This is a genomic window from Spirosoma luteolum, from assembly GCF_054778875.1.
The window spans coordinates 164,030-182,742 of the sequence record NZ_BAAGZE010000003.1 but is presented as its reverse complement, the minus strand read 5'-3'; the positions used below and the strand labels follow the sequence as shown (position 1 = coordinate 182,742).

15 protein-coding genes are annotated in these 18,713 nt (G+C 61.1%); 11 read left to right on the top strand and 4 right to left on the bottom strand.

From position 1 onward, the window contains the following. Positions 1–5 precede the first annotated feature (5 nt). From ACYVAC_RS03550 to ACYVAC_RS03510, 9 genes are all read left to right on the top strand, one after another. The gene (locus ACYVAC_RS03550) at positions 6–2,171 is read left to right on the top strand and encodes a fibronectin type III domain-containing protein (protein ID WP_461096193.1); all 2,166 of its coding nucleotides are present in this window, start codon (positions 6–8) and stop codon (positions 2,169–2,171) included. Between the two features lie 65 nt (positions 2,172–2,236). Beyond that, the gene (locus ACYVAC_RS03545; protein ID WP_461096192.1) at positions 2,237–5,671 is read left to right on the top strand and encodes a fibronectin type III domain-containing protein; all 3,435 of its coding nucleotides are present in this window, start codon (positions 2,237–2,239) and stop codon (positions 5,669–5,671) included. Then, the gene (locus tag ACYVAC_RS03540; RefSeq protein WP_461096191.1) at positions 5,668–6,117 is read left to right on the top strand and encodes a hypothetical protein; all 450 of its coding nucleotides are present in this window, start codon (positions 5,668–5,670) and stop codon (positions 6,115–6,117) included. The genes ACYVAC_RS03545 and ACYVAC_RS03540 overlap by 4 nt, the downstream gene beginning before the upstream one ends. A 139-nt stretch (positions 6,118–6,256) precedes the next feature. Then, on the top strand, positions 6,257–7,087 hold the full coding sequence (locus tag ACYVAC_RS03535; RefSeq protein WP_461096190.1) for a hypothetical protein: 831 nt from the start codon (positions 6,257–6,259) through the stop codon (positions 7,085–7,087). Positions 7,088–7,147: 60 nt separating this feature from the next. Then, complete coding sequence (locus ACYVAC_RS03530) at positions 7,148–7,819, top strand: response regulator transcription factor (RefSeq protein WP_461096189.1); 672 nt, start codon at positions 7,148–7,150, stop codon at positions 7,817–7,819. Further along, positions 7,816–9,132 carry a sensor histidine kinase gene (locus ACYVAC_RS03525; protein WP_461096188.1) on the top strand — a complete coding sequence of 439 codons (1,317 nt, stop codon included), beginning with the start codon at positions 7,816–7,818 and terminating at the stop codon, positions 9,130–9,132. Before ACYVAC_RS03530 ends, ACYVAC_RS03525 begins: the two co-directional genes overlap by 4 nt. Positions 9,133–9,231: 99 nt before the next feature. Further along, positions 9,232–10,224, top strand: coding sequence for a glycoside hydrolase family 43 protein (locus ACYVAC_RS03520; protein WP_461096187.1), 993 nt, complete (start codon positions 9,232–9,234; stop codon positions 10,222–10,224). A gap of 164 nt (positions 10,225–10,388) precedes the next feature. Continuing rightward, entirely contained in the window at positions 10,389–10,859 is a 471-nt protein-coding gene (locus tag ACYVAC_RS03515; protein ID WP_461096186.1) for a DUF305 domain-containing protein, read from the top strand. 87 nt (positions 10,860–10,946) lie between these two features. Then, positions 10,947–11,810: a glycoside hydrolase family 16 protein gene (locus ACYVAC_RS03510; RefSeq protein ID WP_461096185.1), complete on the top strand. Its 864-nt coding sequence runs from the start codon at positions 10,947–10,949 to the stop codon at positions 11,808–11,810. 11 nt (positions 11,811–11,821) lie between these two features. Here the strand turns inward: ACYVAC_RS03510 and ACYVAC_RS03505 are convergent, their stop codons facing one another. Together ACYVAC_RS03505 and rfaD are read right to left on the bottom strand one after the other, a co-directional pair. After that, positions 11,822–14,281 carry a TonB-dependent receptor domain-containing protein gene (locus tag ACYVAC_RS03505; RefSeq protein ID WP_461096184.1) on the bottom strand — a complete coding sequence of 820 codons (2,460 nt, stop codon included), beginning with the start codon at positions 14,279–14,281 and terminating at the stop codon, positions 11,822–11,824. A 235-nt stretch (positions 14,282–14,516) separates the two neighbouring features. After that, positions 14,517–15,482, bottom strand: a complete 966-nt coding sequence (gene rfaD, locus ACYVAC_RS03500; RefSeq protein WP_461096183.1) for an ADP-glyceromanno-heptose 6-epimerase — start codon at positions 15,480–15,482, stop codon at positions 14,517–14,519. Positions 15,483–15,774: 292 nt separating this feature from the next. Here rfaD and ACYVAC_RS03495 point away from each other — a divergent pair, with 292 nt between their 5' ends. Together ACYVAC_RS03495 and lpxB are read left to right on the top strand one after the other, a co-directional pair. Further along, positions 15,775–16,191: a 6-pyruvoyl trahydropterin synthase family protein gene (locus ACYVAC_RS03495; protein ID WP_461096182.1), complete on the top strand. Its 417-nt coding sequence runs from the start codon at positions 15,775–15,777 to the stop codon at positions 16,189–16,191. Between the two features lie 45 nt (positions 16,192–16,236). Continuing rightward, entirely contained in the window at positions 16,237–17,352 is a 1,116-nt protein-coding gene (lpxB, locus tag ACYVAC_RS03490; protein ID WP_461096181.1) for a lipid-A-disaccharide synthase, read from the top strand. Between the two features lie 62 nt (positions 17,353–17,414). Here lpxB and ACYVAC_RS03485 read toward each other — a convergent pair whose 3' ends face one another. Continuing rightward, entirely contained in the window at positions 17,415–17,801 is a 387-nt protein-coding gene (locus tag ACYVAC_RS03485; RefSeq protein ID WP_461096180.1) for a PEGA domain-containing protein, read from the bottom strand. Between the two features lie 117 nt (positions 17,802–17,918). Next, a complete protein-coding gene (locus ACYVAC_RS03480; protein ID WP_461096179.1) occupies positions 17,919–18,485 on the bottom strand; it encodes a 1-acyl-sn-glycerol-3-phosphate acyltransferase in 567 nt (188 codons plus the stop codon). Between the last annotated feature and the right edge of the window lie 228 nt (positions 18,486–18,713).

Below are 18,713 nucleotides of genomic sequence, written 5' to 3'. Positions count from 1 at the left end.
CGGCCATGAACGCAACGCGACTACTGCTGTTTTTGGGCTGGCTGGTGGCTGGCCTCGGCCCAACCCGGCCGGCAGCCGCCCAGCTGGCTCGTACCCGCCCGGTGCGCCCGGCGCCGACTCGCCCGGCGCACCTGTTTGTGAAAGCCTTCAACTACGGCGACTCGATTGTACTGCGCTGGAACGTCGACCGGGGGGCCTACTGGCTGGCGGCCAACAAACGGGGGTATGTGGTGGAGCGCATCGCGTACCTCGGCACCCGCGAGAAACCGGTGCGGCAGCGGGTGCGGCTGGCGCTGGTACGGCCCTGGTCGCTCGATTCCATGAAGAAAAGCCTGTCCCGCAACGACCGGTTCGTGGCTATTGCTGCGCAGCTGCTGCACGGTAAAACCAACGCCCGGCCCGAACCGAATACGATGGGCGATGTGTACCGGACGTACGAGCGGCAGCAGGGACAGCTGCTCTCGGCCGCCATGGCCGCCGAATTCTCGGCCCCGGCGGCTACCGCACTTGGCCTGCGCTGGACCGATCGCTCGTTCGATAAGGGCGTGGTTCAGTATGAATACCGCGTCTGGATCAACAACGGGCCATCGCCCCGGGCCGGCGACCTGACCGATACGGCCACCGTGCGGGTGTCGCCCCGGCTGACGAATACGCTGACGCCCCCCCGGCTGATGGGCGTGGAGGCCGGCGACAGTGTGCTGACCGTACACTGGCAGCGGCACCACAACATGGGCCTATACGCGGGCTACTACATCGAGCGCAGCACCGATGGCAAAACGTTCCGGCGGCTCAATGAGGTGCCGTACGTGGCGCCCCGGCGCGACTCGGCGCAGGCCGACACTACGCAGGGCATCGGGGCCGACGAGGTAAGCTACCGGGATTCGGTCGGGAGCAACTACCGGACGTTTTATTACCGGATCATTGGCATCAACAGCTTTGCCGATCTCAGTCCGGCCTCGGCTGTGGTATCGGGCCGGGGGCGCGACCTGACACCTCCCCGGCCACCCATCGACATCCGCAAAACAATTGAAGACAACCGGCGCATCGTGCTGACCTGGACGCTGCCCCGGCCCGACCCGGACCTGAAAGGTTTTTTCGTGGGGCAGGCCAATGAATACGGCGGTCCCTACGTGCCTCTGAATAAAGACCTGCTGCCGCCGTCGACCCGCACGTTTGTCAACGAAAAGCCGGTGCCTTACCTGGGTAAGTACTACGTGATAGCCGTTGTCGACACGGCGGGTAACACGGCGTACAGCTATCCCGTTACAGCGCTTATCGACGACAAGGTGCCACCGGCCGCCCCCGCCCGGCCTACTGCCCGGGTCGATACGAATGGGGTAGTAACCCTACGCTGGCCTACCAGCCGCGAACCCGATGTACTGGGCTACAAAGTGTACCGGTCGTATGAGCGCGGCAACCCCTATTATCAGCAACGCACTACGGATATCCTGGCCGATTCGGTTTTTACCGATACACTGCCCCGAAACACCCTTACCCGACAGGCATTTTACCAGCTGGTGGCCGTTGACCAGAGCAACAACCATTCGTTGTTTTCCGAGTCGACTGCCGTCCCGATTCCCGATCGGGTTGCTCCCAGTTCGCCCATTATCCGGCAGGTACTGGTGCAGGACAGGGGGATCCAGCTGCTGCTGATCCCCAGTCTGAGCGACGATGTGGTCGAACACGTGCTGTACCGGCGGCAGGCGGGCGAAAACTGGCAGCCGATTCGCCGGATTGCCGGCCACCCCACCACCGAGCAGGCGTTACTGGATACGGCCCTGCTGAGCCAGCACACCTACGAGTACAGCCTGATGGCCCGCGATGCCGGGGGGCGCTGGTCGGAGCGCTCGTTTATCGTGTCGGCCCAATACGTTAATCTCCAGGCCGAAACGGCCCAGCCGCCCACCGGTCTGCAGGCCCGCTACGACCGGGCGCAGGGCAGCGTTCGGCTCGACTGGAAATCATCGGCGCTGGCGGCCGACCGGCAGTTTATGATCTACCGCAGTCTGTCGGGCTCGCCACCCCTGCCGTATCGGCTGGTAGGGGCGGGCACCTCCTTCACCGATACCGCCCTGCCTGGCCCCGGCACCTACACTTATGCCGTGCAAACCATCGTAACGGCCCACCGCTCGGGGCTTAGCCCTGCCGTTCAGGCATTGGTTCAGCCCTGAGCGGACCATTCTCCCTGCTGTCAACGCCATCCACGCAAGCCCGGGTGAAGAACCCCCCTGTCTTTATGAACCGCTTTACACGCATCTATCTGCTAGCCCTGGGGCTCCTGACCACCGCGGGGCTACGGGCTCAGTCCAACGCCCCGTCGAATCTGGCGGGAACGGCCCCGGCCTATAACCGGGTGGTGCTGACCTGGAAAGACAATACCACCAACGAAGCCAAATTTGACATCGAACGCAACGATTTCACGAGCTTTACCAAAATTGGTGAAGTCGCAGCCAACACGACTACGTACACCGACAATACCGTGCAGGGCAGTGGCTCGTACACCTACCGGGTGCGGGCCGTGCTGGCAACGGGCGCGCCTACCACGTATTCGGGCCAAATCACCGTAAACACCCCGGCTGCGCCCCCCACCACGCCCACCGGGCTGGGAGCGGCTGCCCAGTCGCCCTCGATTATCCGGCTGAGCTGGACCAATCCTGGTGGGGGCAGTGCCACCGATTTTCTGCTCGAGCGGGCGCCGGCCTCGGGCGGGCCTTTTGCGCAGGTAGCCATTGTGCCCTACAGCCGCACCCCCACCTACGACGATACCGGGCTGGCCAGTGGCACCCAGTACTGCTACCGGGTGCGGGCAAGGGGCCCCGGCGGTATGTCGGACTATTCAAACACCGCCTGTACGACTACAACGGCCGTACCCCCCGTCACGCCCTCGGGTCTGAGCGTGCTGGCGGTGTCGACAAGCCAGCTGCAGGTGTTCTGGCAGGATGCCAACGTGGTACCCGTCACGTTCGAAATCTCGCGGGCCACCAGTCCCGGTGGGGCGTATCAGGTCATCCAGGCCGATTTCGGGCAGAAAATCTACGACAACACGGGGCTGGCGGCCAATACAGCATACTGCTACCGGGTACGGGCTAAAAACAGCGCGGGCCAGTTTTCGGGCTACAGCAACGAAGCCTGCGGTACCACCAAAGCCCCGGCTCCAACGGCGCCCAACGCCCCGGCCCGGCTAAGTGTGAGCGCCGGCAGCAGCAGCCAGATCAATTTGCAGTGGGCCGACCTGTCGGACAACGAAACCGGTTTCCAGATCGAGCGGGCAACCGGCCCCACCGGCACCTTTGCTAAAATTGCCGATGCCGGGGCCAACGCTACGACTTACAGCGACAATGGGCTGGCCGGCAACACGCAGTACTGCTACCGGGTGCGGGCCGTGAACGGGGTAGGGCCCAGCGCTTATACCGAGGTGCAGTGCGGCACTACGCCCGCGGCCCCGGCCGGGGTGCCGCAAAACCTGGCCGCGGCCGCAGCATCGACCACGCAGATCAACCTGAGCTGGACGGGCGTAGGCGGGGCCGCCGGCTATCAGCTGGAGCGCAGCCCGAACGGCAGCGATGGTTGGACTAAACTCGCCGATCTATCCGGCTCGGCCACGACTTACAGCGACCCCAACCTGACGCCCAATACTCGATATTTCTACCGCATCCGGGCGCTGAATGCCACGGGTGCGCCGGGGGGCTATTCCAACGTGGCCGACGCCACCACGCCCGACAGTCCGCCGGCAGCCCCCGTGCGGCTCGCCATCACCACCGTTGCCTACAATCAGATCGGACTGCAGTGGGCGGCCGGGTCGGCCAACCAGAATGGCTTTCAGCTGGAGCGCAGTCCCGATGGCAACAGCTGGGCCAAACTCGCCGACCTGCCGGCCGGCGCTACCACCTACGCCGACAATGCCGTGCAGCCGCTGACCCGCTACTACTACCGCATCCGGGCTGTGAACGCAGCCGGCCCGTCGGATTATTCAGGTGTTGTTGATGCGACCACGCCCGCCGGACCGCCGGCCGCTCCGCAGAACCTGGTAGCCACGGCCGCGTCGACCACGCAGATAGACCTCAGCTGGTCGGCTATCGCGACAGCGTCTGGCGTGCTGGTTGAACGCAGTCCGAACGGTAGTGACGGCTGGAGTCAGGTGGCTAGTCTGCCCGGCTCGGCCACGACCTACAGTGACCCCAGCCTGACGCCCAACACCCGCTACTTCTACCGCATCCGGGCCGTGAATACCAGTGGGGTGGGGCCTTTCTCGACCGTGGCCAACGCTACCACGCCCGATGCGCCCCCGGCCGCGCCGGCCCGCCTGACCGCTACGGCGGTTTCGTTCGGCCAGATCGATCTGCAATGGGCCGATGTGTCGGGCAACGAAGCCGGTTTTCAGCTGGAGCGCAGCCCCGACGGCAGCAGCTGGACCAAACTAACCGACCTGCCAGCCAACGCCACCAACTACAGCGACCGCACCCTCAACCCCCGAACGCGCTATTTCTACCGCATCCGGGCCGTGAACGCAGCCGGGGCATCGGCCTATTCAGGCGTGGCCGACGCCACCACGCCCGACGGCCCACCCGCAGCCCCCGTGCGCCTGACGGCCACGGCGGCATCGACCACCCAGATCGACCTACAATGGACCGATACGGCCGACAATGAAACCGGCTTCGAACTGGAACGCTCGACAGACGGGACCACCTTTTCCAAAATCGCCGACCTGCCGGCCAATGCAACGACCTATCCGAATACCGGCCTGACGCCCAACCAGCGCTACCTTTACCGGTTGCGGGCGAAGAACGCGGTCGGCGTGTCGGCCTACTCGAACGTGGCCGAGGCCACTACGCCCGACGTGCCCCCGGCCGCCCCGGCCCGCCTGACGGCCACGGCCACTACGCCCATCCAGGTGGTGCTGACCTGGGCCGATCTGAGCACCAACGAAAGTGGCTTTCAACTGGAAAGGGGCAGCAGCGCCACCGGCACCTTTACCAAACTGGCCGATCTGCCGGCCAACACCACTACCTATACCGATAATAACCTGGCCGATGCCACGGCCTACTGCTACCGGGTACGGGCGCTCAACGCGGCCGGGGCCTCGGCCTACACTGAGGCTGTCTGCGTAACGACTCCGCTGGCTCCCCCGGCCGAACCGGGCGGTCTGACGGCGCAGGTGCAGGATTATGACCAGATTCGGCTGGTCTGGGCGGCTGTGTCGCCCAAAGCCCTGACGGTCAGTATCGAACGGGCTACCAGCCCCGGAGGGCCGTTTGCGGAAATCAGGCAAGTGCCGGCCCCTACAACCAGTTACGTCGACCCCAACCTGACCGAGTTTACCACCTACTACTACCGCATCCGGGCCATCAACGCAGCTGGCAACTCCGCCTACTCCAATGTGGCATCGGCCCGGATCAGTGAAGTGGTGATCGCGGTAGCCGAAGCGCTGGACGCCCATACCGATCTGGTGGTCAGCAACCGCACGCTACACGTCAGTACCGACTGGTTGGTGCCAGCCACGGCCACGCTGCAGCTGCGTACGACGGCGGGGCAACCGGTTCTGACCGATCACAGAACCGTACGCCCGGCCGACCGATGGCAGTATGAGCTGGCGCCCATACCAGCCGGCGTTTACATCATCCAGATCGAGTCTGACGGCCGAACGCTGGCAAAACGAATCGTACTACCATGACGCTACTACATACCACGCGGCTGAGCCTGCTGCTCGCCCTGCTGCTGGCAGCCTGCCAGCCTACCCCCGTGCCGTCGATCACCGATCAGCTGAGTCGCGTCTGGCAAGCCCAGCTGGTGCGTGAGAACGAGGTACTGGTGTATACCCTGGGCGGCACCGGCAACATCAAACCCGGTTACGCTACTTTCCGGCTCGATTTGAGCAAACCCGGTGTGGCCACGCTGAAAGATATCGATGGCAAGCTGCTGACGGGCACCTGGACGGTCTCGACCAATAACCAGCGGCTGATTCTGGCGGGGCTGACGCCCAGACCGACCAATACCGACGGCACCATCGAATACTACATAACCGAACCGCCCACCCCGGGTTCGCTGAAGCTGGAACGCACGGCCGAGAGCCGAAAAACCGGCAATTCGCTGAATCAGTATGCGCTGGTGCCCGAGTAGCTTCTATAGGCAGCGGGCTCAGTCGGCTGGCCCGCGCGCGTCGTTCACGGTGATGAAGAAAAATTAATTCGGGGTTCAGGTCGACTTCAGGTGGTGCCCGTAGGTTTGCTTCCGTAATCAACAGAAACCGAAACAGACCATGATACGCAACAACTCGAAAATTGTCCTGCTGCTCACCACCCTGCTCATCGCCGGAACCGCTTCGGCCCAGACCAAAAGCAATCAGACTGCCATTCCGGCCAATCCGCCCGCAGCGGGTCCCGGACAGGAGGGTCCCGGACTGGATGGTCCCGGGCTGGATAGTCCCGGACTGGACGGTCCCGGACCGGGTGGTCCTGAGCAGTCCGGTCGACCGGCCCGGGCCGGTCGGCCTGGGCGGCCGGCTGGACCGGTGGCCGATCGGCTGACTGCCCTGACCACCCTCTCGGGAACGGTAGGGCAGTGGACCGGCAACGATGACTACATGCTGGATGGCTTTACGCTGACCGGCGGATCGGCCGGCACCACGACGGTCAGGTTTCCGGCTCACCTGGGGCAGCAGATTCAGAAAGCCGTAAAGCCCGGTGCGTCGGTTAAAGTAACGGGCTTCAGCGAAGCCCGGCCCGACGGCGGAACCCAGTTCCGGCTCACCAGCCTGACCAGCGGCAGCACCACCGTGATCGACTCGCCCCCCCTGCGATCAGACAGAGAGCCGGCGCAGCCCGAAGCCGTAACCATCACCGGGAAGATTGCCGACTACCGGCTCGATCGCCAGGGCAAGGTGAATGGCTTGATTATGAGCGATAAAACCATCGTTCGGATTCCGCCCCACGTGGCTTATCAGCTGACCAACCTGGCCACCAAAGGCAGCACCATCACGGTGCAGGGCTTCAACCGGCCTGTGCGTGAGGGACAGGTTCAGCTCGAGCGGGTAAACATCCTGCAAGCCTCTGTGTTGACCATCAACGGCCAGCAATACCTGGTTCGCTAATTCTGGCTGCAGCCAACCCGTTTCCGCCCGTCAGGGGTGGAAACGGGTTATGCGTTTTCTATGAAAATACTGGTTATCGAAGACGAACGTAAACTGGCCCGCTTTATCCGGCAGGGGCTGGAGCAGCACGGCCACGTGGCCGACCTGGCGTTTTCGGGTACGGAGGGGCTCGATAAGGTGGCTGGCGGCCTCTACGATCTGGTACTACTCGACCTGATGCTGCCGGGCCAGACCGGCTTTGAGGTGCTGCAGAACCTGCGCGCCTTCGGCCTGGCCGTGCCGGTCATTATCCTGTCGGCGCTAAGCGACCCCGAAAAAGTGGTGCAGGGGCTCGATCTGGGGGCGGTCGACTACCTGCGCAAACCCTTCGATTTCAGTGAACTGCTGGCCCGTATCCGGGTGGTGCAGCGCCGGTCGACAACGGGCGATACGGTGGTGTTTGAGGTGGCCGACCTGCGGTTGATGCTCGTTACGCATGACGTAGTGAAGGCGGGGGCGCGCCTGGAACTGACCAATCGTGAGTTTGCCCTGCTCGAACTGCTGATGCGTCGGGCCGGGCAGGTCGTAACCAAAAGCGAGATCGCCGAAAAGGTCTGGTCCGTCGATTTCGACATGGGCAGCAACGTAATCGAGGTGCACATTTACCAGTTGCGCAAAAAACTGGATGCCCAGGGACAGACGGGCCTCATCGAAACCGTAATTGGCCGGGGCTACCGGCTCCGGCTTGCATGAGTCTGCGCAGCCGCATCGTACTGGCCGTGGCGGCCGTGTTTGGCCTGCTGAGTGGTCTGGCCGTGTGGCTGATGCTGCAGCGCGCCGAGCGAAGTCTCTGCACCTCGTTCGACCGCGCTACCCGCACCCGCGCCAACTGGCTGGTATCGCTCGTCAGCGTCGAGCCGGTGGTGATTCCGCTGCCCGGCAGCCACGAGCAGATGCGGCTGGTCTACACCACGTATGGCCGGCCGCAGGTGCTGTTCGAGAGCCCTGATTTTCCGGCGGGACCGTCACGGCCCGGTGCTGCTACACCTACCTACCGGGCCGTAACGGTTGCTCAGGCGGGTCGGGTTGATGGGCAGCTGCGGCTAACCCTGGCCGTGCCTGACCGCAGTCTGCGGCAGGACATCCGGCAGTTGCAGTGGGCGTTCGGGTTGAGCTGGCTGATCAGTCTGGTGCTGGCCTTCGGGGCGGGCTACGGGGTAGCCGGCTGGCTGCTGCGGCCCATCCAGCGCATGGTCCAGCGCGCCAACACCATTACCGGAGCGGGCAACATGGGGCCGATCGACCTGCCCGCCACCCACGACGAACTCTACCAGCTCACGGCAGCGCTGAACGGTATGCTGGCCCGGATTCAGGCAAATAACGATTTGCAGCGCAACTTTTTCGGGGCGGCCGCGCACGAACTGCGCACCCCGCTGGCGGTGATGAAAACGGGGCTGGACGTAACGCTCAGCAGCCCCCGGCTCGATGACCAGACCGGGCTGTTTCTGACCAGCCAGCTCGACGAGGTACGGCGGCTCACGCGCCTGGTCGACGAGTTTCTGACGCTGAGCCGACCCGACGAAACGCCCGTGCCGGTGCAGCGCGTCCCGGTCGATCTGTCGGCGCGGCTGGCGCACTGCCGGCAGCTGCTGGCCCGGGTGGCTGCCGACTATGACGTATCGGTTGAGCTGTTGCCAGCACCCAGCCACGAGCCGCAGCTGCTGACGGATGCCGGCAAACTGGAGCATATTCTGCTCAATCTGCTCGAAAATGCCATCAAGTATGCCGTGCCGGGCAGTACGGTGCGGGTGGTTTGCCAGACAGACGACGCGTGGCGCATCCGGGTGACGAACCAGACCGACCGCGCCGATGGTCCCACGCTCGACCTGCTGCAACCCTATTTTCAGGCCGATCCGCTGCGCGAAGGCCACGGTCTGGGTCTCTGGATCAGCCACCGGCTCACCCGGCTGCTGGGTGGACACCTGCGGCTCAGCTGGCACGATCATACTTTCACCAGTGAACTGACGCTGCCACTGACCGGGGCCGCAGACACGAAAGACGCCTGAATGGGCTGGTGTGGAGGGATAGCTTTGCCGATTGGTGCCTTCACTGGGTAGGATTGGCCGCTGGTTGGCTTCCCTGTTTACGACTATACGCTTTACGGCATGATGTTTCCGATTCGATTGCTGACCGCCGGGCTGCTGGGCCTGGCTGCCCTGACGGCCACCGCCCAAACGACCGCCGGGCCAAAAACGGCGGGCAACCCCATCTTCCCCGGCTGGTATGCCGATCCCGAAGGTGCCGTGTTCAACAAAACCTACTGGGTGTATCCTACCTACTCGGCACCCTACAACCAGCAGGTGTTTATGGACGCCTTTTCGTCGCCCGATCTGGTTACCTGGACCAAACATCCCCGCATTATCGACACCACCGCCATCAAATGGGCCCGCCGGGCCATGTGGGCGCCGTCGGTGATTCAGAAAGGCCGTCAGTACTTCCTGTTCTTCGGCGCCAACGATATTCAGAACGACAACGAACGGGGTGGTATCGGTGTGGCCGTGGCCGACAAACCCGAAGGGCCATTCCGCGACTACCTGGGCAAACCCCTCATCGACAAGTTTCACAACGGTGCGCAGCCCATCGACCAGTTTGTGTTTCACGACAAAGACGGGCAGTATTACCTTATCTACGGAGGCTGGCGGCACTGCAACATGGCCCGGCTCAAACCCGACTTCACGGGCTTTCTGCCGTTTCCCGATGGCAGTCTGTTCCGCGAGATTACGCCCGAGAAATACGTCGAGGGGCCGTTTATGTTTATCCGCAACGGCAAGTATTACTTTATGTGGTCGGAAGGGGGCTGGACCGGTCCCGACTATTCGGTAGCCTACGCCGTGGCCGACTCGCCCTTTGGTCCGTTCAAACGCGTCGGCAAGATTCTCCAGCAGGATCCGTCTGTTGCTACCGGGGCGGGCCACCACTCGGTGATTCGGGGGCCGGGTGCCGATGAATGGTATATCGTGTATCACCGCCGACCCCTTACCGAAACCGACGGCAACCACCGCGAAACCTGCATCGACCGCATGGAGTTTGCCGCCGATGGGTCGATCAAACCGGTTAAGATTACCACCGAAGGCGTTAGCCGGCGTCCGTTAAAGTAAGCTGGGGCTACGTTCGACTGGCCAGGGGCGTAGGCTGGCCACGGCTGGTAATCGGGGCGGTAGGCGGGCAACCGGAAATAATGTAAAAACGCATGCCGGTCAGGGCTGTTCTGTTAGGTACAGACAACCTAGCAATGACAGACCAGACGATGGGTACCAAACCGATGAATGATGGCCATATGGGGTCGGGCAACTACCCGCGATTTTTTCTGATGCTGGGGGTGTCATTTGTGATTATGCACCTGACCATGTATCTGAACACCGAAACGCTCGACCATCTGTATCTGAGCACCAACCGGCTCTACATGACCACGCTCATGATTACGACGATGGCTGTCGTCATGCTGCTGTTTATGCGCCACATGTACCGCGATGCCCGAATCAATACACTCATTATCACCGGCAGTGTCGTTCTATTCGGGGCGGCCCTGTTTGCCGTTCGGAATCAGGTATTTATCAATGACAAACGGTTTATGCAATCCATGATTCCACACCATTCGATTGCGATTCTGGTAAGCAAACAGGCCAATCTTAATGATCCGGAAGTCAAAGCGCTGGCCACTGGCATTATCGACGCGCAGGAGCGGGAAATTGCGCAGATGAAACGCATACTGGCCCGTATGGATAACAAATAAAGGCCTGACCGCCGGCCCGGCCGCTGAACCGGCTGGCTGGCGGCAAGGCCGATCACCTAAGCCGCCGGCTCTGGCCGGTATACCCGCATGCGTCTGCTCCTGACCGGGCTGGCCGGTAGTTTCCTGCTCAGTCTGACTGCCTTTTTCGGTATGCCCGTAGCACCAGCGCTGGTTGGTCGTCCGGCGGCAACCGTAGCCGACTCAACCCGGCGGCTGGTGTGGGCCGATGAGTTCGACAGGGCCGGTGCGCCCGATCCCAAAAACTGGACGTTTGAGCAGGGCTTCGTTCGGAACCACGAACTACAGTGGTACCAGCCCGATAACGCCTTCTGTGAGAACGGGCTGCTGGTAATCGAAGGGCGCCGGGTCAGTCGGCCCAACCCGACGTACCAGCCCGGCAGCACCGACTGGCGCACGCAGCGGCCCACCATCGACTACACAGCGGCCAGCCTGACCACGCGGGGGCGTCACAACTGGCAGTATGGGCGATTCGAGATGCGGGCCCGCTTTGCTACCGATGCCGGACTGTGGCCCGCGTTCTGGACGCTGGGCGAGCGGGGTGAGTGGCCATCCAACGGCGAAATCGACATCATGGAATATTACCGGGGCGACCTGCTGGCCAACGTCGCGTGGGGCACCGCCAAACGCTACACGGCCAACTGGCGCACCACTAAAACGCCCGTAGCGCGCTTCAGCGATCCGGCCTGGAGCCGCCGGTTCCACGTCTGGCGACTGGACTGGGATTCCCGCCAGTTGCAGCTGTCGATCGATGGGCAGGTGCTGAACACCGTGTCGCTGGCCGAGACCCTCAACCCCGACGGGACGAACCCTTTTCGACAACCGCACTACCTGCTGCTGAACCTGGCGCTGGGGGGCGACAACGGGGGCGACCCCGCCCGGACCCCGTTTCCTACCCGCTACGAAATCGATTACGTGCGGGTCTATCAGTAGGCAACCGGAGCCTACCGGCTGCCTTTGCCGTCATCGTTCGAGATTTTCCGGCTTGTCTTGGCCGGACTGTCTTTCGCCGAGCCAAAGGCGTATGTAAATGTTAGCCGGGCCGATCGGTTCTGGAAGCGTCCTACGAGCTCGGAGCGAAAGGTGGGGGCATCAAGCCGGGCCGTTACGCGGTTGTAGGGAGTGAACGGATTCGACACGTTCAGTGTCAGGCTGGCTTTTTTGGTCCAGAATTCCTTCTTGGCCGATACGCCGTAAAAGTACCAGCCCGTGTTGGTACCCTGCAGGCTGATTTCGCCCGTATTCAGATAGCCATTTCCCTGCAACGTCAGATCATGGGGAAGCTTGTAGCTAAGGTTGGTGCTGACGCTGGCTATCCAGCCCGTATTGCGCTGCTGCAGGGCCGGGCTGGTTAGGTCAACGTATGTCAGGTCGGTGCCGAGCGTGATGTTCAGCGCTGTGGTAGGCTGCAGTACCCCGTTGAGGTTGATGCCATAGCTGGCGTTGCGGCCAATGTTCTGCGGGCCTGACAAACCCACGCCCGACCGGTCGACGGTGGTGACGTATTCGATGGAATTGTTGGTCTGCCGCCAGAACAGGGCGCCGTTGAACGACGAACCCGACTTGCCGAATGTGCTGTACGACAGTTCAGTAGCGTGGGTCAGTTCAGGATTCAGATAGGGGTTGCCGGTCGTTACGTTTTTGGCGTCGGTATAGTCACGGTAGGGGTTCAGGTACCAGACCAGCGGCCGCGAGATACGCTGCGTGTAGCTAAGTTTCAGCGTGTGTTTCTCCCGCAGGGTTTTGGCGATGGTTGCGCTTGGAATCAGGTTGTTATAATCGTTGGTAAACGAGGTGCTGGTGGTCGGGAAGTCGCCGGCGATGCGCGTATGTTCGAGCCGGCTGCCCAGTGTCAGGTTCCACTTGCGTCTGGTTTCCAGTTTCAGTGATACGTAGCCCGCCGTTACCTGCTGGTTGTAGGTGAATACGTTCGAGCGGTTTGGGTCGATCTGGTAATCGGCTTCGAGCCCCGTCCGCGCCGATTCGATGGTATAATCGCTGCCAATGTCGCGCCGGATGGTTTTGGCGCCCACTTCCAGTTTGCCGGTGGTGGTATCGCGGCTGCGTCGGATCGAGAAGGGGTGGGTATAGTCGGTCTGGAGGGTGTATTCCTTGTTGCGGCTGTAGTTGGTGGCCCGTTCGAGGTAGTTGGGTACTTCTGAGTTGATACCCGTCTGGGTAATCGAATAAAAGTAATTGTCGGGCATGCGCGCGTACTGCGTCAGAATAGCCAGCTCCCGGCCCGGCTGTTTGAAGGTGCGCGTCCAGCCGAGGTTGAATTCGGTGTTGCCAAAGGGGTTGCGGTGCTTCACATCACGCCAGTATTCCTGCACGACGGCCCCGGTCTGATCGGTCTGCCGGGTGTAGAGCTGGTTGTTGTTGGGGAAGTTGCCGCCCCAGGCATTGGCCGAGAAGCTGATGCGGTTGAGCGAGTCGGGATCATAGTCGAGGCTCAGGTCGCCGTTGCCCGACAGGCTGCTGTTGTCGCGGCTGTTGCGCTGCAGCAGCTCACCCGCCGGTTGTCCGTCCACCAGCGTGGTGCGCCGACTGTTCCAGTCGCTGATCCGCCGAAACTGATTGCCATTGAGTGAGGTCGCAAAAGCCAGCTTCTGCCCCTTGGTGGTCAGGTTGAGGCCGAGGCTCCGGTTCAGATTGCCCAGCGTAGCGTTCACCGAGCCATTGGTACCCGTAACGGCTTTTTTCGTGATGATATTGATGACCCCGGCCGAGCCGTCGGCATCGTATTTGGCGCCGGGGCTGGTAATGACTTCCACTTTTTTGATCGAACTGGCCGGCATCTGCTTAAGCGCGTCGGCCAGGTTGCGGGCCATAATGCTCGACGGTTTACCGTTGACCAGCACTTTGATGTTGCGGCTGCCCCGCATAGACAGGTTGCCGTCCAGATCGACGGTCAGCATCGGCACCTTGCGCAGTACATCCACGGCGGTGCCGCCCGTTATGGCGATGTCGTTTTCGGCGTTGTAGACCAGCCGGTCGCCCATATCTTCGACCAGCGCTTTCTGCGCTACCACCCGCACCTCGCTGAGCGTTTTGGTATCGGGCCGCAGCTGCAGCTCGCCCAGGTCGGCGGGCTGCCCGGGCTGCACCGTAACGCCCGCCCGAACGGTGGGCAGGTAGCCCACAAACGAAACAGACACCCGGTAGGTACCGGCGCCAACGGCGCTGAAGCCAAAGTGACCCTGTTCATCGGCGGTGGTGCCGGCGCCAAGGGTGCCGTCGGGTTTCAGCAGGGCTACCGTGGCATAGCCAACCGGTTTGTGGGTCGTCGAATCGACCACCGTGCCGGTCAGCAGCGTCAGGCTGGGGGTAGAGGACGTGACTTGAGCCCGAGCGACGCCAAAGGTGCACAGCAGACCCAGCAGGAGACCGAAAAAGTAGTTCATACGTGAGGGAGAAGAGTGGTCGACAGATCGGGTGTAAAAGTAGCGTTGCCCGGTCTGTCGGCTGGTGGGGTACTTGTTAAGGCTTGTTAACGCCCTCGTTAAAGATTGTTAAAGGGGCGTGAGGGACCAGAATCGGTCAAAGGATGCAGGCCATCGGGCCGGCGTTGCGTCGGGCAGAAAATAAAAAACGGGCGGCCCCGCAGGGTCGCCCGTTTGCTGAATACGGTGTGTCGGGCTAGAGGTACTTACCGTCTTTGAGGTAATTGCCTACGTAATCGGCAATGCCTTCCTCAAGCGTGCAGAAGGGACGGTCGTAGCCGATCGACCGGAGCTTGGCCATGTTGGCCTGGGTAAAATACTGGTATTTGTCGCGGATGTCGGCGGGCGTGTCGATGAAGCCGATGTTCGGTTCCAGATCGAGCGCCTTAAACGTGTTGTTGACCAGGTCGAGGAAGGTGCGGGCCTTGCCGCTGCCCAGGTTGTAGATACCCGAGTTGCGCCGGTGGTGCATCAGGTACGAGCAGACCTCAACCACATCTTTCACGTAGACGAAGTCGCGCATCTGCTCTCCGTCGGCAAAATCGGGGTTATGCGACCGGAACAGGTTCATGTGGCCCGTGTTGCGAATCTGGTTGACAGCGTGGAAAATAACCGACGCCATGCGGTCTTTGTGGTACTCGTTGGGACCGTAGACGTTGAAGAACTTCAGCCCGGCCCAGAAAAACGGCTTGCGCTCCTGTTCGAGCGCCCAGATATCGAATTCATTTTTCGAGTCGCCGTAGGGGTTGAGGGGTTTCAGCTGCGGAATCAGCGATTCGTTATCGTCGTAACCCAGCTCGCCGAGGCCATAGGTAGCTGCCGACGAGGCATACACGAGCGGAATCTGATAGTCGATACAGCGGTGCCAGATCTGCTTGGAATACTCGACGTTGAGGTGCTCGAAAATAGCCCGGTCGAACTCGGTGGTATCGGTGCGGGCGCCGATGTGAAAGATAAATTCGACCTCCTGGTAATTCTGATCGAGCCACTCGAAAAACACCTCCCGGTCGACCCGTTCCTGAATACGTTTACCAGCCAGATTGGCTTCTTTACGTGGGTCCGAAAAGTCATCGACCGCAATCACGAAATTGAAATTTTCCTGATTGAGTTTGCTGATCAAACAGCTACCGATAAAGCCGGCTGCCCCCGTAACGATAATCATAAGTCGGTGTAGTAAACGTGTTAGCTTCTATAAAAGGGTATAAATCAAGTTGAAGCCAGAAAAAGCGACCGTAAAGGTACGATTTAGTGGTTAAACAAAAGAATAGTCGATTTTTGGATTAAATTGTATTATTGCAGTACGGCCCGTTCTGAAACCCGTTTATATGGCTGATAACCAGCAGGGGCTTTGGCGAAAGCAATTCGGGAGCAGGGCGCATACGAACGGAGTTCGTACCTTTGCGGTTTAGTTGTTTCATCGGCGTTTCTGGCAACCGCCCCATCTAAACCAGAGCATGGTCTATATCAACAGAATTGAGCATTTCAACGCGGCCCACCGGCTGTACAATCCGAACTGGTCGGAGGAAAAAAATAAGGAAGTTTTCGGGCCCTGCGCCAATATGAACTGGCACGGCCACAACTTCGAACTGATCGTTACTGTCAAGGGTGAACCCGACCCGGATACCGGATTCGTGATCGACCTGAAAGTGCTGGGCGATATCGTCAAGCGGGAGGTAATCGAAAAAGTCGACCACAAGAACCTGAACCTCGATGTCGATTTCATGCAGGGCAAAATGGCCTCCTGCGAAATTTTCATCATGGAAATCTGGAAGATTCTCGAACGGGCCCTCGCCGAGGTGACCGAAGCCCACCTGCACCAGCTTCGGCTCTACGAAACCCCGAAAAACTTTGTCGACTACTTCGGCGAATAACCACCCGGATCGGCTGTGCCCGCACCGATGGGCCCACGAACGCGTATGACCTACTACCTGATTGCGGGCGAACGCTCCGGCGATCTTCACGGCGCCAACCTCATCCGGTCGATCCGGCAGCACGATCCGCTGGCACAGTGCCGCGCCTACGGGGGCGAGCAGATGGAAGCCGCCGGCGCCACGCTCGTGCGCCACTACCGCGAGATGGCCTTTATGGGGTTCATTGAGGTGGCCCGCAACCTGGGTACCATTCGCCGGATCATGCGCGAATGCCAGGCCGACCTGCTGGCCCATCGCCCCGACGTGCTGGTGCTGATCGACTATTCGGGGTTTAACCTCCGGATGGCGGCTTTTGCCAAACAGCACGGTATCCGGGTGTTCTATTACATTGCGCCCAAGGTGTGGGCCTGGAATCCGGGCCGGGCGCGGAAAATCAAAGCCAGTGTCGACCGGCTGTTTACGATTCTGCCGTTCGAAACCGAGTTTTTTGCGCGTTACGACTACCGGGTCGACTACGTGGGCAATCCGCTGCTCGATGCGCTGTCGGCATTCCGGCCCGACCCCGCCTTTCTGACCCGCCTGCCGGCCGATCCGCGCCCGCTGGTGGCGCTGCTGCCCGGTAGTCGCCGGCAGGAAATCAGAGGTATGCTGCCCACCATGCTCGCGGCCAGCCGTCACTTTCCCGAGTACCGCTTCGTGGTCGGCACGGTCAGCAACCTGCCCGCGTCGCTCTACGATGAGTGGATGCTGGCGTACCCCGAGGTAGCGCGGATGAGCGATGCCGCCTACGACCTGCTCCACGTGGCCACGGCCGCGCTGGTTACGTCGGGTACGGCCACGCTCGAAACGGCCCTGTTCAACGTGCCGCAGGTGGTGTGCTACAAAGCCTCGAAGCTATTCTATGCGCTGGGCAAACGCGTGCTGGCGGTGCGGTTCATCTCGCTGGTCAACCTTATTGCCGACCGCGAGGTAGTAAAAGAACTGATTCAGGACTTCAGCGAGCCGACGGCCGTGGCTGAACTGCGGCAGATTCTGCCGGGTGGCGCCCGCCGGGCCGATCAGCTGGCCGGCTATGCCGAGGTGTGTGCGCGCATGGGCGAACCGGGTGCATCGGAACGGGCCGGTGCGCTGATGGTAGCGGCCCTGCGCCAATCCGTATAAGCACAAAAACCGGCCGCTGGACAGGGCCAGGGCCGGTTCTGTAGGCCATATAATTACGGGTCTTACTTCTTGGCCGGGGCCAGCTCGATGGTATAGAGTTTCTGGCTGTATTTCATCATGGCACCCGTAGCGGCATCGACGGCCCAGCCCACCAGACCGAACAGGTTCAGTACGCTCACAGCGTTAAACTCCTTGTTGAGTTGAAATGTCCGGGACTCGAAATCGTCCAGTTCCATCGTCACCAGTTTAGAACCCAGTGTTCGCTGAACGCTTACATCGACCGGAGTGCGGCCCACGTCGAGCCCATCGATCCGGACGCGGGCAGCAGCCGGCTTGCTTTCAAAGCGAACCACGTCGCGCGTGCCCGTGAAGAGGGTGGCGCAGCTTTGTAACGACAGGGTGCCGGCCAGCAGAACTGCCAGACACCGTTGTTTGGTAGAGGAGAACATATGATTGTGTTAACTTTTAGGCGCAAAAATGCCAAAAGAGATCAATCATCAATCAGAAATTGAGTAGAAGGTAGCTAACCGGCCGCCTGGGGTTAGTTGCACTGCCGTTGTCGGTAACTAGTCGATGATGCCGGTCTGTTCCCACCGCAGCAGCCAGTCTTTCTTGACACCCTGAACCTGCGAGAAAAACTGGTAGAAGGGCAGCATGTCCTGCTGGTAGTTGCCCGTCACGTAGAGCGGTTCGCTCAGCAGCACGAGCTTGCGGGGCCAGTCGAAGCCCACCAGAATGAGGGGCACATTGGCTTTGAGGGCCATGTAGTAAAAGCCCGTTTTCAGTTTGGTAACGTTGGCGCGGGTGCCTTCGGGCGCGATGCAGATGTGCAGCCGCTCGCTGCGGTTAAAAACATCGGCCGTGGCGTCGACCATGTTGGTGGCGCGGTCACGGTAGACCGGCACCCCGCCGAGCGCCCGGAAGAGCCAGCCCGCATACCAAGTGAACAGCGAGCTTTTGGCCAGGTATTGAATCCAGATGCCGATGGTCGGGCGAATACCCAGCCCGATCGGGAAATCCCAGTTGGTCGAATGGGGGGCCACTACCCAGAGCGCTTTGGGAACGGTGGGGACGGGGCCGACGATGCGCCAGCCCCATTGTCTAAACAGCCAGCGCGTGAGGGCAGCAAGCATAAAAAAACAGTTTTCGGTTTACAGTCTGTTGTGTTCGGTTACTACCGGTACTACCGTGCGATGGCTCTGAGCAGGCAGAACATCGTAAACTGAAAACCGAAAACCGTATACACTATTTAGTACTTCCGGTCTTTACGCTCCAGCCATTTACCGGTAATAAACGAAGACACCAGCAGCACAACGTAGAAGAGAAGGGTCAACGGGGTTGATAAATCCATGTCAGTGATC